Consider the following 14,370-nt stretch of genomic DNA (forward strand, 5'->3'; position numbering starts at 1 on the left):
GCGGAATTCCTCAGTTCGTTTTCAGCTGCAACGCAGGCTGCACGCGCGAAGCACGAAAGGTGGGATAAAGGCCCGCCAGCATGGTGGCAATCACAGACACCGCCAGGGTGAGCATCAGCAGGACAACGTCGACACGCGCCAGCGAGGCGATTTCCTTAGGCAATACCCAACTCACACTATGCACACCCACCCAGGTGAGCAACAGGCCGAGCACGCCGCCGGTCAATCCGACGGTGGCCGCTTCAATCAGGAATTGCGAATAGATGGCCATACGTGGTGCGCCCAGTGCGCGACGCACGCCAATTTCCGAACTGCGGCGCAGGAATTTCGCCAGCAACAGACCGGCGGTATTCACCAGACAGGCCAACAGCAAGCCCAACGCCACCATCAGCGAGATCTTGGTGTCGCTCGGCACGACGTGCTCGGCTTCCAGCCACGCAGGCAGATCGCGCAATCGATTGTTGACAGGCCAGTTGAAACGACCAGCCGCCTTCTGATCGCGAAAGTAGCCATCCAGATAGTCTTTATAAGCCGATGCCGCAGCCTTGTCGTCCAGCTCGGCCATGTAGGAGATCCAGACGCAAGAGGATTGCTGCAGACCGACGAAGCCCGAACCTTTGGGAATCTCCGAGCAATTGGTGTTGCCATCGTTGGGCATAGCCACGTCGATGGCGCGGGTAAAGGGCAGAAATACGTCTTCCTGCCCGGTTGTGAATCCGCCCGTGTTTACGACGTCATAGAACACCGGCTTGGGGTTCCAATCGCCCAGCACGCCCACGACACGATAATCCTTGCCGTCGATGTCGATCGTCTTGCCCACGCTGTTGGTACCGCCAAACAGCTTCTGGTTGAGCTTGCCGCTGATCACTATCACGGCCGCGCGCTGCGCGTCGCCATCTGCGCCCCATGCGCTACCGAACTTGAACGGCACGTCGAGCATCGGGAAGAACTCGCTGTACACGGCATGGCCGCCAACGTTGATGGGATGCTTGCTTGCATCGGGCGGCACGATCGACGGCGACACGCGATACATGGCCGATTGAAACTTTGCGCGGTGCTCACGCATCAGCGCCACTGCATCGGTGTAATCCATCGCTTCCGGCGGCTCGTTGTTGTTGGTACCGTCCGATTGCCCTTTCGGCCCCCAGATATCGATCTGCGGCACGAACAGTTGCGAAGACTTCCATGGAATCGGATCGCCCGACACAGCACGGAACACTGAATAGCTGGTCATGGACGCGGCGACGCCAAAGCCGACGATCAAGATCATCAGCATGGTGAGGCCAGGGCTTCTTTTCAGACTTCGTAGTGCCAGATCAAAGTAATAGCCCAACATAATTACCTCCCCGTTTCTATTGTTCGTTCCTGCGTAAGAACTTTTCCGTTCATACCGAACGCGTCGCTTCCACCGGCGGCACATGCGAAGCCCGCCATGCAGGAGCCAGCACAGCCCCTTGCCCCAGTAGCAAAAGCATCACGACACCACTCACCACATAACCCGGCGCCAGCCTTCCCATCTCGAACTGGTTCATCAGCCAGAGGTTCAACACGATTGCCAGAAGGCCGCCCAGCGTGACGCCGGCCACACCGATCAAGAGGTTCTCAGTGAGGAAGTAGCTCAGAATGTCGTGCCGCGTCGCCCCCAACGCACGCCGCACACCGATCTGCTTGCGACGCTGGCCGACCCAGAAGCTGGTGAGCCCCACAATGCCGGCGCCCGTCACACCGAGCAGAATGATGCTGATCGCGCCCATCAAGATCGCCATGCCGCGATCGCTCTTGTACGCGACTTCGCGCACGTCACTGAAGGTTCGCACACCATCCTTCGGGCTGATCACGCGCATGCGGTTGGCTGCATACAAGCTCGCGCGAACACGGCCCGCCACGCTCAGCAACTGCCCTGGCTGTGCACGCACGATGTATTGCGTGGTACCGGTCAACCATTGAAAGGGCAGCAATGTGGAGCAATCCGCCCATTTCGCCATGCTGGTGTCCACGAACGGCGATTGCATGCGTTCGACCACACCGATGATGGTGCTTGGCCGATCGCTGGCATAAGCCAGCTTGCCTACCGCGGAACCATTCGGGAAAAGCTGCTTGGCCAGATCACGGGTGATGATGATGACGGGAGCGGCGATCTTGTCACGCGGCCCAAGTTGGCCTATCTCGTCCGCGAGGAAGTTGCGACCCTCGACGAGTTTCAAGCCCAACGTGGACAAGCTGTTTTGATCCACGAAATAGATGGCCGTGGCGGACACAAATTTTCGCTTGTCGGGGTTATGGCCAATACCGTAGGTAACACCGTCCCCGCTCAACGGATAGCTGTTGCTGGCGTAGGCATCGGCGACGCCCGGCATTCTTCGCAACGTATCGAGATCCGCTGCCATTAACGATGCAATCTTGCCGGACGCGGGCTGGCCAACCCATTGGTTGTGCACCATCAGCAAGTCTGCCTCGTCCAAACCAGTAGGTTGGGACAGATGCACCAGCCGCTGGTGGATGATGAATAGCGCATTGCAGACAATGGCCAGCGTCAGCGCAATCTGCAATGCAATCAGCAAGGTGCCGGCCTTGTGATGGCGAAGCGTGGCGAGGATCGGGCGAATTTGCATGCTCATCGCCTCAATTGGATTTGAGCTGCCACGCGGGTTGTACCCGCGATGCGCGCCAGGTGGGATAAAACGCGGCGGCCAAGGTGGCCGTCACGGCGACGAGCAAGGTCAAGCCCACCAGCGCGATGTTGATATGCGCAAGCCGCGCAATATCCGGTTCGAATACCAGGCCGATGCTCAGCACGCCGACACCGGTAAAAAGCACGCCTGCCACGCCGCCACTGATGCCGACCATGGCCGCCTCAGCGAGGAACTGCGCCCAGATTTCGCGCCGCGAAGCGCCCAGTGCACGACGCACCCCGATCTCCGCCGAGCGACGCATGAATTTCGCCAGCATCAAGCCGATGGTGTTGACCAGGCAGACCAGCAGAAAACCCAGCGACAACAAAAGGGAAATGCGCGCCTCGGGCGGCACCACCTTTTCGTAATCCAACCATTGGGTGAGGTTGCGCAAGGTGATGCTGGGTGGCCAGTGGAAACGCCCGGCGTGGGTCTGATCGGCCGCATAGCCTTCCAGATAATCGCGATAAGCCTTCGCTGCATGGGCGTCCGGCAGTTCCACCCAGTAGGACACCCACGCACAATCCGATTGCAACCAACCGTCATAGCCAGGCTTGCGTCCAGCGCTGCCGTAGCAATTGTTGTTGCCGGCGGTATCCGTTTGTATGTCCACCGCGCGCGTGAACGGCAGGAAGAAATCCGGCGGATCGGTAAAACCGTTGGAATTGTTCACGTCGTAGAAGCGAGGGCGCGGATTCCAATTCGCCACGACACCCACGATTTCGTAATCGTGATCGCCCAGGCGCACCGTGCGGCCAATGCTATTGGCGCCACCGAACAGCTGCTGATTGAGTTGCTCGCTGATCACCACCACGGCGGCGCGCGCTTCGTCTTGCGCAGCGTTCCAACTACCGCCATAGACGAACGGCACCTCGAACATCGGAAAGAAATCGGCGCTGGCGGCATAACCGCTTACGGCAAACGGTTCACTCGACGCGCTATCCGGAACGAGGGTGAAGTTGACGGGATAGATCGCGGTCTGGCGCTTTGCCTTGTGCTCGCGCATCAAGGCAATGGTGTCGGTATAAGTGAGCGCGTCGGGAAGGTCCTGTCCCTGAGCGCGGGCTTCCGGCCCCCAGATATCGATTTGCGGCGCGAAAAGCTGCGCGGATTTTTCCGGGAACGGATTGCCCGATACAGCACGGAAAACGGCATAAGTGGTCATCGACGACGCCACGCCCACGCCAATGGCAAGCACCATCAGCACCGTGAGGATCGGATTGCGCCGCAGGCTGCGCAGGCCAAGACGGAGATAGTGAGCGAGCATGCTGATCACTCCCTCCCCTTGCGGGCCGACGAATGCATGCTCATACCGGTCGCGTCGCCTCTACTGGTGGCACGCGCGATGCGCGCAATGCTGGTGCGAACACCGCGCCTTGGCCAAGCAACAGCAGGATCACCACACCGCTCAGCACATAAGCCAGCGGCATCACCTTCAATTCGAAGCGCGTCACCAGCCAGAGGTTCAAGCCAAATGTCAGCAGCACGCCGATCGCGATGCCGCCCAGGCTGATCAGCAGGTTCTCCGTCAGGAAATAATGCAGGATGTCGCGATGTGTGGCGCCCAGTGCACGGCGCACACCGATTTGTCGACGGCGCTGACCGACCCAGAAGCTGGTGAGGCCGACGATGCCGGCACCGGTAATCGCCAGCAGCACAACGCAGATGATGCCCATAAGTATGGCCATGCCTCGGTCGCGCTCGAAGGCGCGCTCGCGCACTTGAGCAAAGCTGAGGAGGCCATCCTTCGGATCGATCATGCGCATGCGATTTTCGGCGTACAGCGCTTTGGGCGCTTCGTGCATGGCGGCCTCTAGCTGGCCCGGCTTGGCACGCACGAGATAGCGCACACCCACTGGCATAGCCAGACGTATGGGCCAGATCATCGACTGACCCGCGTATGGCGCGCTCCACGTATCGACGTCCTGCCGATGTAGGGTTTCCACGATGCCGATGATGGTGGTCGGCGTGCTGCTCATGGAATAGAACGCTTTTCCGAGCGCATCGCCCTTGGGGAACAGCTTGTCGGCCAGTGTCTTGCTGACAATGGTGACGGGTGGAATGACGTTCTCGCGGTTGCCCAGGTTGAGCACTTCGTCCGCGCGGAAATCCCGCCCCGCAATCAACTTCAGGCCGAGCGTGCGCAGAAACTGTTCGTCGCCGGTATAGACCGATGCGTCGGTGGTTGGCTTGACCTGCTCCGGCGTCATGGTGATGAAGTTGTCCCATCCACCGGCGCTCATTGGGTAGTTGTTGCTGGGCGTGGCATCTTGCACGCTAGGTAATTGCCGCAAGACTGCGAGATCTTGCTTGACCTTGGCGGCTGCCTCCTCCGTTGAATACTCCTCGCCCCACATGTTTGAAATCACGAACAGGTTAGCTTCATCCACGCCGCTGGACTCGGACAGATGCGACAGACGCTGATGGATGATGAACAGTGCGTTGCAAACAATCGCCAGGGTCAGCGCAATCTGCAGGGCGATCAGCAGGGTGCCGGCCTTGTGGCGGCGCAGGGCGGCGAGTATCGGTTGAATCTGCATGCTTGCTTCCTCGCCTCAATTGGATTTCAGCTGCCAGGCCGGCTGCACCTGCGCAGCCCGCCAAGCGGGATAGAACGCAGCCGCCACGGTGGCGAAAATGGCCACCACCAGCGTCATACCCACTAGCGAAATGTCCAGATGCGCCAGCTTCGCGATCTCGGGTGCAAACAGCAGCCCCACGCCGGACATGCCTATTGCCGTCAGCAGCAAACCCAGCAAGCCGCCGGCCAGACCGACGGCGGCGGCCTCGACCAGGTACTGCGCATAGATTTCATGACGAGTCGCGCCAAGTGCGCGGCGCACACCAATCTCGCCAGCACGGCGCAGGAATTTGGCCAGCAACAGCCCGATCGTGTTGACCAAACAGATGGCGAAGAAACCTGCCGCCACCGTCAGCGAAATACGACTTTCGGGCGGCACAACCTTCTGTTGCTCGAGCCATTCCATCACGTCACGCAAACGCACATTGGACGGCCACGCAAAGCGTCCCGCGTGCTGTTGATCGGCCGCGTACGCCTCGAGAAAATGGCGATAGTGCGCGACGTCAGCGGCCGTATCCAGTTCCACCCACGGCATCAGCCATACACAGTTGCTTTGCAACCATTGATCATAGGTAGTGAAGGTCAGGTGGCCGCGGCAGCTATTCCTACCGAAGGTATCGATCTTCAGATCAAGCATGCGATTGAGCACCACGTAAAAATCGGGCGGATCGTTGAAGCCGCTTTCGCCCCAGACTGCATAGAAGCGGGGCGAGGGATTCCAATGTTTCGTTACGCCGACGATTCGATAGTCATGTCCCGACAGCGTGATTTCCTTCCCCACGCTATTGGCTCCGCCGAACATGCGCTGATTGAATTCCTGCGAGAGCACGACCTCGGTCGCCCTCTGCTCGTCATCACCGCCGCTCCAGCCGCTGCCGTACGAAAACGGCACGTCGAACATCGGAAAGAAATCGCTCATCACGGCATAGCCGCTGGCGGCCACTGGCACACTGTTGGCGCGGAACGGCAGAGCAGACAGCATCACCGGATAGATGAGCGTCTGACGCGATGCTTGGTGCGCCCGCATCAAGGCTATGGCATCCGTATATGTCAGCGCACCGGCCGGCTCGCCTTTTTCATTCTGCTGCGGCCCCCACGCGTCGACCTGCGGCACGAACAATTGCGCGGATTTTTCCGGTATCGGATTGCCAGACACCGCGCGAAATACCGAATAGGTAATCATCGACGCAGACACACCGAAACCGATGGCCATCACCATCAGCGCGGTGAGCATAGGGTTGCGCCGTAGACTGCGTAGGCCGAGCTGGAGGTAGTAGGCGAACATGGGGATGTGTTCGATCTCGATGTGAAAGTTTTTGGCGAGGTTGGCACCTCACCCCAGCCCTCTCGCCCATCCTTAATCAAAGAGGGGCGAGAGGGAGCGAAGAGCGTCAGCCGCGAACTTGACCCGCAGCCGCGGTGTACGCGGTGTGGAAACGCGGATCTTCGGCAAGATCCACCACCTGACCGTCGATGATGTGCACGTTGCGCTGTGCGCGTGCGGCCAGTTCCGGATCATGCGTCACCATCACGATGGTGGCGCCTTCGCGATGAATTTCTTCCAGCAGTTCGAGCACGCCGCGTGCCATTTGCGTATCCAGGTTGCCGGTGGGTTCGTCGGCGAGCAGCAGGCGCGGGCTGCCGGCCAATGCACGTGCGATGGCTACGCGCTGCTGCTGACCGCCGGAAAGTTCGGCGGGATAGTGCTTAGCGCGCGAGGCCAGACCGACTCGCTCCAGTGCGCCCATGATGCGTTCCTTGCGCTCCGGCCCCTTCATGCCGCGATAGCGCAGCGGCACTTCCACGTTGTCGAACACGTTGAGATCGGGAATCAGGTTGAACGCCTGGAAGATGAAGCCGATTTTTTCGTTGCGAATCTTCGAGCGCGCGTTGTCGTCCAGACGGCTCACTTCAACACCATCGAGGTGATATTCGCCACCCGTGAAGGTTTCCAGCAGACCGGCGATGGTGAGGAAGGTGGTTTTACCCGAACCGGACGGCCCGGTCACGGCGACGAACTCGCCTTCCTTCACGTCGATGTTGAAATCGCGAAGCGCGTACGTTTCCACGACTTCGGTGCGGTAGACCTTGGAGAGATGCGTCATCTTCAGCATGAGTTTTATCCTTCGGTTGGTGTTTGCCGTCAGCGGCTGATCACGACGCGCTGTGCGCCTTTGAAATTGTCGGTACCGGAGATCACGATGTTGTCGCCTTCTTTCAGACCTTCGAGAATCTCCACTTTGTCGATGCTGCTTTCGCCCGCGCGGATCGGCGTCTTGGTGGCGATGCCATCGCGCACGACGTAGGCGTAGCTACCGCCAGATTCGTCCACGAAAGAACCGCGCTGCACGGTGAGCACATTTTCGCGATGGTCGAGCAGGATGCGTACGGACAGACGCTGGTTCTGGCGCAGTTGCTTGGGCGTGCCGCCTTCGAAGCGCACACGCGCGGCCACTTCGCCGTTTACCACTTCGGGCGAGATCGCGCTGACCAGGCCTTTCCAGTTGTTGCCGTTGCCGCTGATTTCGCCACCCATGCCCACGGCAAGGTCGCGCGCGAAGCTTTCCGGTACTTTCACTTCCACTTCCAGCGCGGACAGATCGATCACGCTGAGTAGTTGCGCATCTTTCGCCACGGTGGCGCGTTCGGCGATGAAGAGCTGGCCGACCTGGCCGTCGACCGGCGAGCGCACGTTGAGGTTGTCCACCTGCCGTTGCAGATCCTGCACTAGCAGTACCTGGCGGTCGTGCGCGAGTTTTTTGGCCTTGATGTCGAAAGTGCCGGTGTTGTTGTCGAGATTGAGATCGGCCTGCGCATGCGACAGGGCGATTTTTGCCTTGGTCAGCGTGTCCTTCGCCTTGTCCACGTCCATCTGCGGCACGCCGCCGAGTGTGTAGGCCTTCTGGTAGCGGTTGAAATCACGCTCGGTGGCTTCTTCGTCGATCTTGGCGTTGTCGTAGCCCTTCTGCATTTCCGATTGCTTCTTGCGCGCATCGATCTGCGCGCGCAGATAGTCGACTTCCATCGCGTCGGCGTTGGATTGTTCCTGCGCAAGTTTGTTGACCAGTTCTGGGCTGTCGATGACTGCCAGCACCTGGTTTTTCTTCACCGTATCGCCCGCGTGCACTTTCAGCGTCACGGCGCCGCCGTAAGTGGCGTACATCGTGGGGCTCACCGCGGCTACCACCTGGCCTTCGGCCGCGATATCACGCACGAAAGGACCGCGCTCCACGGTGGCGAAGGCCAGACGTGAAGCGCTTACTGAAGAGTCGGCAGAAAACAGACGCGTGATGCCCGGCAGGAGGAAGGCCAATACGATCACAGCGGCCACGGCACCGCCGATCCATAGAAGCTTTTTCCTGGGATTGGCCTTGACCGAGATCAGGCGGTCCTGGGCGGAAGTGTCACGAATCATGATGCAGTCCTTGGCCGCGGACAGTGCGGCCCCTGATCATGATCAGCAATCTGCGTGCCAGTGCCGAGATGGCAATTTAGAGTATTTTAATCAATCACTTGCATGCATCATCGCACCAACACCGGCTGTCCGCGGACACTCGCCGGACAGTGGACAGACGCCGCACACGCTAGGACTGCAGCAGTGCGGACTCGGCGCGTGCAATGCGCGCGGCAATGCGATCGCCCAGCGGCGAGAGCGGGGCGACAAGGTCCTGATCCAGAATCTGCATGCCGGCAAATTCGCGTAGACGGAAATTCACTACGCTCGCGTGATCTGGCCGCAAAGGTTGCGTATCGATCGGCGCGGGCATTCCCGTGCAGGGAGCGGTCAACGCATCCCAGGCGAGGTAGTCGGTATCGGGCAGCAGATGCCAGCGCGCACGCGTGTGTCCGGTTCGATCCACGCATTCGCACCATTCGCGCGGACCGTCGTCGGTCACTACGCTGACGGCAACCAGCCAGTGCGCATCCAGCAAGGGAGTGAAGCTGCGTTGCGCGATCAGCAAGCCCTGCGGCAAGGCATCCGGCACCGCGGTATTCGAGTTGGCGTGCAGGTAAAGCACGCTGCCAAGCCCAGGCAGCATGTTTATCAGTGCATGCGGCGTGATCTGCCGGATGCGCCGGGACACAACCGCGCGCGGCGCGCGGCGGCAAAGCGAAGTGGAGCGGGCGGACAGCCATCCGAACATAGCGATCTCCTAGGTGAAGACCCGGCTGGCGTCGGCGTGAGCGTGCTGGCAGAGCAATTGCGGTTTGAAGCTGCTGCGAATGCAGCGGCAGGTTCACTTGGTAAGGATTAGCTTGCCGTTGCGGGTCAACCGCAGGTGGTATTCGCTGCCCATGTGCTGGATCACCAGCTCGCGCTCGCCGGCAAGCAGGCGATGGCTGGAGATGCGGCGGACCGCAGCCACCGGCGTGCCTGCGTCGTCTACGTTCGACGGCCGCGGTGGCGCGGATTGGGAGAGGGTGAGTAGCGTGCCGGTGGTGGACATGGCTGGACTCCATCGTCGAGGGACGATTGAATGATAATGATTCTCATTTGTGAGTCAAGCCATCATTTCGGCGCGTCCGAATGAATGCCGTCAGGTTGAGCTCGAGCGTCGGTTGGCGGCGAGACGACAGCAGCACCCCAACAACACGATACGACACGACAAACATCACGGTGTTGGGGTTCGCGTACGCTCACCAACAACCTATATGGCATCACGCCAGTGCGTGCTCGATGCGCTCCTTCAACGCCAGATCGAAGCGCGGCAACAGTTCCAGCACGCCAAGGTTCTGCTCCAACTGTTCCTTCCTGCTCGCACCCAGCAACACCGTCGACACGTTCGGATTGGCCAAGCACCACGCAATGGCAAGCTGCGCCGGCGTGGCGCCCACTTCTGCGGCAATCGCCGGCAAGTGCTTTATCTTTTCCACCCGTTCACCGCCCTCCCCCAGCACCAAGTCGCGCAACCATTCGTAGCCCGGCTGCGTGAGGCGTGAGCCATCCGGAATGCCTTGGCTGTATTTGCCGCTTAGCAGGCCCGAGGCGAGCGGTGACCAGATCGTGGTGCCCATGCCGTAGCTGGCGTACAGCGGTGCGTATTCGTGCTCCACACGTTCGCGATGCAACAGGTTGTACTGCGGCTGCTCCACCACCGGCGCATACATGTGCATGGCCTGCGCAATGCGATGCGCCTCATGAATCGCCGTGGCCGGCCATTCGCTGGTACCCCAGTACAGTACCTTGCCTTGGCGGATCAGCGTATCCATCGCCGCCACCGTTTCCTCGATCGGCGTTTCCGGATCGGGGCGATGGCAGAAATAAAGATCCAGGTGTCCCACGCGCAATCGTTCCAGTGCCTGGTTGCACGCTTCGATCACATGCTTGCGCGATAGACCGCGCTGCGTGGGCCGCGGCTTTTCTGCCGCGCCGAAATACACTTTGCTCGACACGCAGTAGCTGTCGCGCGGAAAGCGCAGATCGGCCAGCACGTCACCCATCAGCCGCTCGGCGTCGCCGTGATTGTAGGTTTCGGCGTTGTCGAAAAAGTTGATGCCACGATCCCAGGCCAGTGCCAGCAACTCGCGCGCTTCCGAGCGCCCTACTTGGCGGCCAAAGGTTACCCATGCGCCGAACGACAGCGCAGACAACTGCAAGCCGGTGCGACCAAGACGACGGTATTGCATGGGTATCTCCTTCAGTGCGCGCTGAAATCGAGAATGCTGCTATCCACGGTACGCTGGCCATTATGCGTACGCAGCGTGACAGCCACGCCATATTTTTCGAGATACGCCAACGCCACCTTGTCGGTTTCGATGCCGTTGGTGTCGATGATCCGGCAGTTCAACTCCACCGCCTGGCCATCGATCGAAGCGTTGAGCTGCGCGGCGCTGTAACTTTTCCCGCTGTCGCACAGGAACTGGCCTGGATCCTGAAAGGTCGGCGCGCCCGTGCTGCCATACAGATGCACGAAGGCCACATGACCGCTGGTGCCAGTATCGAAGCGCAGCACTTTGCGCGTTTCCTGCACGGGCGGAAGGCTGGTCGCGCGCGCGGATATACCCTGGGTGAGGAATGAAAAATAACCGCGATAAGTAAGATCCAGGCGCGTCGCGGTACTGCTGCCGCTGTTGTCCTGCACTACTTCCACGCGCCGCACCAGACCGTGGCCGGCGTTTTCCAGCGTCACCGTGGAGGAGTAGGTGGATGGTTGCGATTGATCCGGCGAGGTCATCACGTCGCGCGTATGCAGCACGATTTTCTGGAACGACACGGGCGCCAGATTCGCGTGCGTGATCGCGTCCTTCACATCGGGGTTGAGCGCCTCGAAGCTGAAATGTTGCGCAAGATAGCCGGAATCTTCCGTGTTACCGCCGCCTTGCTGCGCGTGCGCGGCGTATGCGAACGCAAGCAGCGAAATCGCCACCGACGCCGCCAGCCTTTTCGTCCATGCCATGCCCATGGCGCTCACCTCTATGCATTGAAGAGGGCCTTACGATAACAAGGACGCTCGAGCTTCCGTTAGCGCCATGCCATCGTTCGATGACGGATCGCGGCATCTTGCGATATCGCCCGCATTACGCGTACATCAGCACCAGCTTTAGCACGACCGCGGCAAACAGCCCCGCAATGACGTCGTCCATCATCACGCCCAGGCCGCCCTTGAGGTGCCGATCCAGATAACCGATCGGCCAGGGTTTCCACACGTCGAACAGACGAAACAATGCAAAGCCGATGACGATCGCCCACCAGGGCGCCAGCAGCGCAGGCAGCAGCGCGATCCACTGACCGACGAACTCGTCCCACACCAGGCTGCGATGATCGTCCACGCCCAATTTGCGGCCCGCGACGTCGCAGGCCCACACGCCGATTACAAAGCCGATGGCGATGACCAGCAGATTGAGCGACCACGAAAGCTGACGCAGCAGCAACCACGGCAGGATCGCCGCGAGCGAGCCGAACGTGCCCTGCGCCACCGGCGCGAGGCCGGAACCGAAGCCGCAGGCCAGCCAGCCGGCCGGTGTGGAAAGCAGCGCGCGGCGTTGTTCGCGAGTGAGTATTTTGCGTTCGCTCATGCGCCGAAGTGATCCCAGCCTTGGTGGACGAGTTCGAGCTGCCGGCCTTCGCGGTCACGCACGTTCACGCCGCGGCCTTCTACGATGCGACCGATGCGCGCAGCGCCGCAGCCTAGTCTGGCAAGATCCGTTTGCACGCTGGCGACGTGTTGCGGTGGTACGGTGAAACACAGTTCGTAATCGTCGCCGCCGCTCAAGGCGAAATCGCACGACGTGGCATCGTCGAACAGGTCGAGTAAGGCCGATGAGCGCGGCAACAACGCGGCCTCTATTTCCGCGCCCACGTGGCTGGACGTGCAGATATGCCCAAGATCGGCAAGCAAGCCATCGGAAACATCGATGCAGGCGCTGGCGTGGCCGCGCAGAGCAAGACCTGCCGCAACGCGCGGTGTAGGTCGATGAATGCGTTGGATCAGATAGCTCGCTTGCGCATCGCTACGCCCGCCCCGCTGCACCAGCTGCAAACCACCCGCCGCATCGCCCAGGGTGCCAGTGACCAGCACCACGTCACCCACCTGCGCACCCGCGCGCGTGAGCGCCTTGCCGGGGGGAACGAAGCCGTGCACTGCCACGCTGATGGTGAGCGTGCCGCGCGTGGTATCGCCGCCCACGAGCGCAAGCCGATACGCTTGCGCAAGTTGCGCGAAACCGTCGGCGAAACCGTCGACAAAGGCCGCATCCGCATTCGGCAGTGTGAGCGCCAGCAGCGCCCAGGCCGGCGTCGCGCCCATGGCGGCGAGATCGGAAAGATTTACCGCCAGCGCTTTCCAGCCGAGATCCACCGCTGCTGTGCCGATGGGAAAATGCACGCCTTCGACCATGGTGTCGATCGCCACGGCCAGTTCCTGGCCCGGCGGCATTGCCAGCAGGGCGGCGTCGTCACCAATGCCGAGGCGCACGTCGTCGCGACCTTGGGCGGTGCGTTGGCGGATGCGGTCAATGAGGGAGAATTCCATGGAATGCGTTTACTCCCTTCCGTGATGCCTTACCTTGCGTTGCCGTCATTCCCGCGAAAGCGGGAATCCATTGTCGCTTTTGCATCAGAGCAAAATGGATTCCCGCTTTCGCGGGAATGACGGCCGAACGAGATTACACGTCGTGCCAGCTGGATGCTCTGACGCGGAAAGCTGATCAGCCCTGCTTCTCCACCACCCGCGTCTGCGCCGCCAGCTTATCCAGCACGCCATTGACGTAGCTATGCCCATGATCCGCACCGAAGCGCTTGGTCACCTCGATCGCTTCGTTGATGATCACGCGATATGGCACATCCGGGCGGTACTTCAATTCGTAGGCGGCAAGGCGCAGTACCGCGCGCTCTATCGGATCGATCTGCTCCACTTCGCGATCGATATAGGGCTTAAGTGCCTCATCCAGTTCGCTCACGTGCGTTTCCACGCCGCGCAGCAGATCCTCGAAGTACTCCAGGTCAGCCACTTCCATGTCTTGCTCGTGGCGGAACTGTTCGATCACCGATTTCATCGCGCTACCGCTCATCTGCCAGGCGTACAACGCCTGCAGCGCACGTCGGCGAGCGCGCGAACGTGCGGCGAGATCGATGCCCTCGGGACGTTGATTCATTACAGCTTTCCGTACAGATTGACCATCTCAAGCGCGGCCATGGCGGCATCAGCGCCCTTGTTGCCGGCCTTGGTGCCGGAACGCTCGATGGCCTGCTCGATGGTGTCGGTGGTAAGCACACCAAAGGACACCGGCACGCCGGAACCGAGCGCTGCCTGGGTCAATGCCTTGGCGCACTCACCGGCGACGAAATCGAAATGCGGCGTAGCGCCGCGAATCACCGCGCCCAACGCGATCACCGCTGCGTATTTACCCGAGTGCGCCAGCTTGTGCGCAGCCAGGCCGATTTCCCACGCGCCTGGCACGCGGATCACGTCGATGGCGTCGTCGCTCACTCCATGGCGCACCAGCGCATCGCGCGCACCTGCAACCAGCGGTTCTACGACGAAGCCGTTGAAGCGGCCGGCGACGATGGCAAAGCGGCCCTTGGGCGTGGCGAAATCGCCTTCGATGATCTTCATGTTGCTTGAATTCCTGTGAACGGGCGGCTCGGCCCGCGGCGAGCGCGCTATTTTACGGGTT

The 14,370-nt window shown here is 60.8% G+C and carries 15 protein-coding genes; all 15 read right to left on the bottom strand.

Features of this window, described 5'->3' with window-relative positions; genetic code table 11:
* Window positions 1-10 precede the first annotated feature (10 nt).
* Window positions 11-1,336, bottom strand: coding sequence for an ABC transporter permease (locus ISP18_RS13015; protein WP_380012464.1), 1,326 nt, complete (start codon window positions 1,334-1,336; stop codon window positions 11-13).
* 49 nt (window positions 1,337-1,385) lie between these two features.
* Entirely contained in the window at window positions 1,386-2,612 is a 1,227-nt protein-coding gene (locus tag ISP18_RS13020; protein ID WP_380012467.1) for an ABC transporter permease, read from the bottom strand.
* 10 nt (window positions 2,613-2,622) lie between these two features.
* On the bottom strand, window positions 2,623-3,939 hold the full coding sequence (locus tag ISP18_RS13025; protein WP_380012470.1) for an ABC transporter permease: 1,317 nt from the start codon (window positions 3,937-3,939) through the stop codon (window positions 2,623-2,625).
* 40 nt (window positions 3,940-3,979) lie between these two features.
* Window positions 3,980-5,212 carry an ABC transporter permease gene (locus ISP18_RS13030; protein WP_380012473.1) on the bottom strand — a complete coding sequence of 411 codons (1,233 nt, stop codon included), beginning with the start codon at window positions 5,210-5,212 and terminating at the stop codon, window positions 3,980-3,982.
* A gap of 15 nt (window positions 5,213-5,227) precedes the next feature.
* Entirely contained in the window at window positions 5,228-6,538 is a 1,311-nt protein-coding gene (locus tag ISP18_RS13035) for an ABC transporter permease (protein WP_380012476.1), read from the bottom strand.
* A 106-nt stretch (window positions 6,539-6,644) separates the two neighbouring features.
* Window positions 6,645-7,367: an ABC transporter ATP-binding protein gene (locus tag ISP18_RS13040; protein WP_380012479.1), complete on the bottom strand. Its 723-nt coding sequence runs from the start codon at window positions 7,365-7,367 to the stop codon at window positions 6,645-6,647.
* A 29-nt stretch (window positions 7,368-7,396) separates the two neighbouring features.
* Window positions 7,397-8,668 (bottom strand): efflux RND transporter periplasmic adaptor subunit, encoded by a 1,272-nt coding sequence (locus ISP18_RS13045; protein WP_380012482.1) that lies wholly within the window; start codon window positions 8,666-8,668, stop codon window positions 7,397-7,399.
* Window positions 8,669-8,837: 169 nt separating this feature from the next.
* Window positions 8,838-9,398, bottom strand: a complete 561-nt coding sequence (locus tag ISP18_RS13050; RefSeq protein ID WP_380012485.1) for a hypothetical protein — start codon at window positions 9,396-9,398, stop codon at window positions 8,838-8,840.
* 93 nt (window positions 9,399-9,491) lie between these two features.
* Entirely contained in the window at window positions 9,492-9,701 is a 210-nt protein-coding gene (gene hemP / locus ISP18_RS13055) for a hemin uptake protein HemP (protein ID WP_380012488.1), read from the bottom strand.
* 211 nt (window positions 9,702-9,912) lie between these two features.
* Window positions 9,913-10,881, bottom strand: coding sequence for a potassium channel beta subunit family protein (locus ISP18_RS13060; RefSeq protein WP_380012491.1), 969 nt, complete (start codon window positions 10,879-10,881; stop codon window positions 9,913-9,915).
* 11 nt (window positions 10,882-10,892) lie between these two features.
* Window positions 10,893-11,657 (bottom strand): hypothetical protein, encoded by a 765-nt coding sequence (locus ISP18_RS13065; protein WP_380012494.1) that lies wholly within the window; start codon window positions 11,655-11,657, stop codon window positions 10,893-10,895.
* A gap of 115 nt (window positions 11,658-11,772) precedes the next feature.
* Window positions 11,773-12,270, bottom strand: a complete 498-nt coding sequence (locus ISP18_RS13070; protein WP_380012497.1) for a phosphatidylglycerophosphatase A family protein — start codon at window positions 12,268-12,270, stop codon at window positions 11,773-11,775.
* On the bottom strand, window positions 12,267-13,226 hold the full coding sequence (gene thiL, locus ISP18_RS13075; protein WP_380012500.1) for a thiamine-phosphate kinase: 960 nt from the start codon (window positions 13,224-13,226) through the stop codon (window positions 12,267-12,269). Before thiL ends, ISP18_RS13070 begins: the two co-directional genes overlap by 4 nt.
* A gap of 175 nt (window positions 13,227-13,401) precedes the next feature.
* Complete coding sequence (gene nusB, locus ISP18_RS13080; protein WP_380012503.1) at window positions 13,402-13,848, bottom strand: transcription antitermination factor NusB; 447 nt, start codon at window positions 13,846-13,848, stop codon at window positions 13,402-13,404.
* Window positions 13,848-14,309, bottom strand: coding sequence for a 6,7-dimethyl-8-ribityllumazine synthase (ribH, locus tag ISP18_RS13085; RefSeq protein ID WP_380012506.1), 462 nt, complete (start codon window positions 14,307-14,309; stop codon window positions 13,848-13,850). The genes nusB and ribH overlap by 1 nt, the downstream gene beginning before the upstream one ends.
* Between the last annotated feature and the right edge of the window lie 61 nt (window positions 14,310-14,370).

The sequence above is a fragment of the Dyella humi genome, assembly GCF_044904605.1.
Classification (GTDB): Bacteria; Pseudomonadota; Gammaproteobacteria; order Xanthomonadales; family Rhodanobacteraceae; genus Dyella_B; species Dyella_B humi.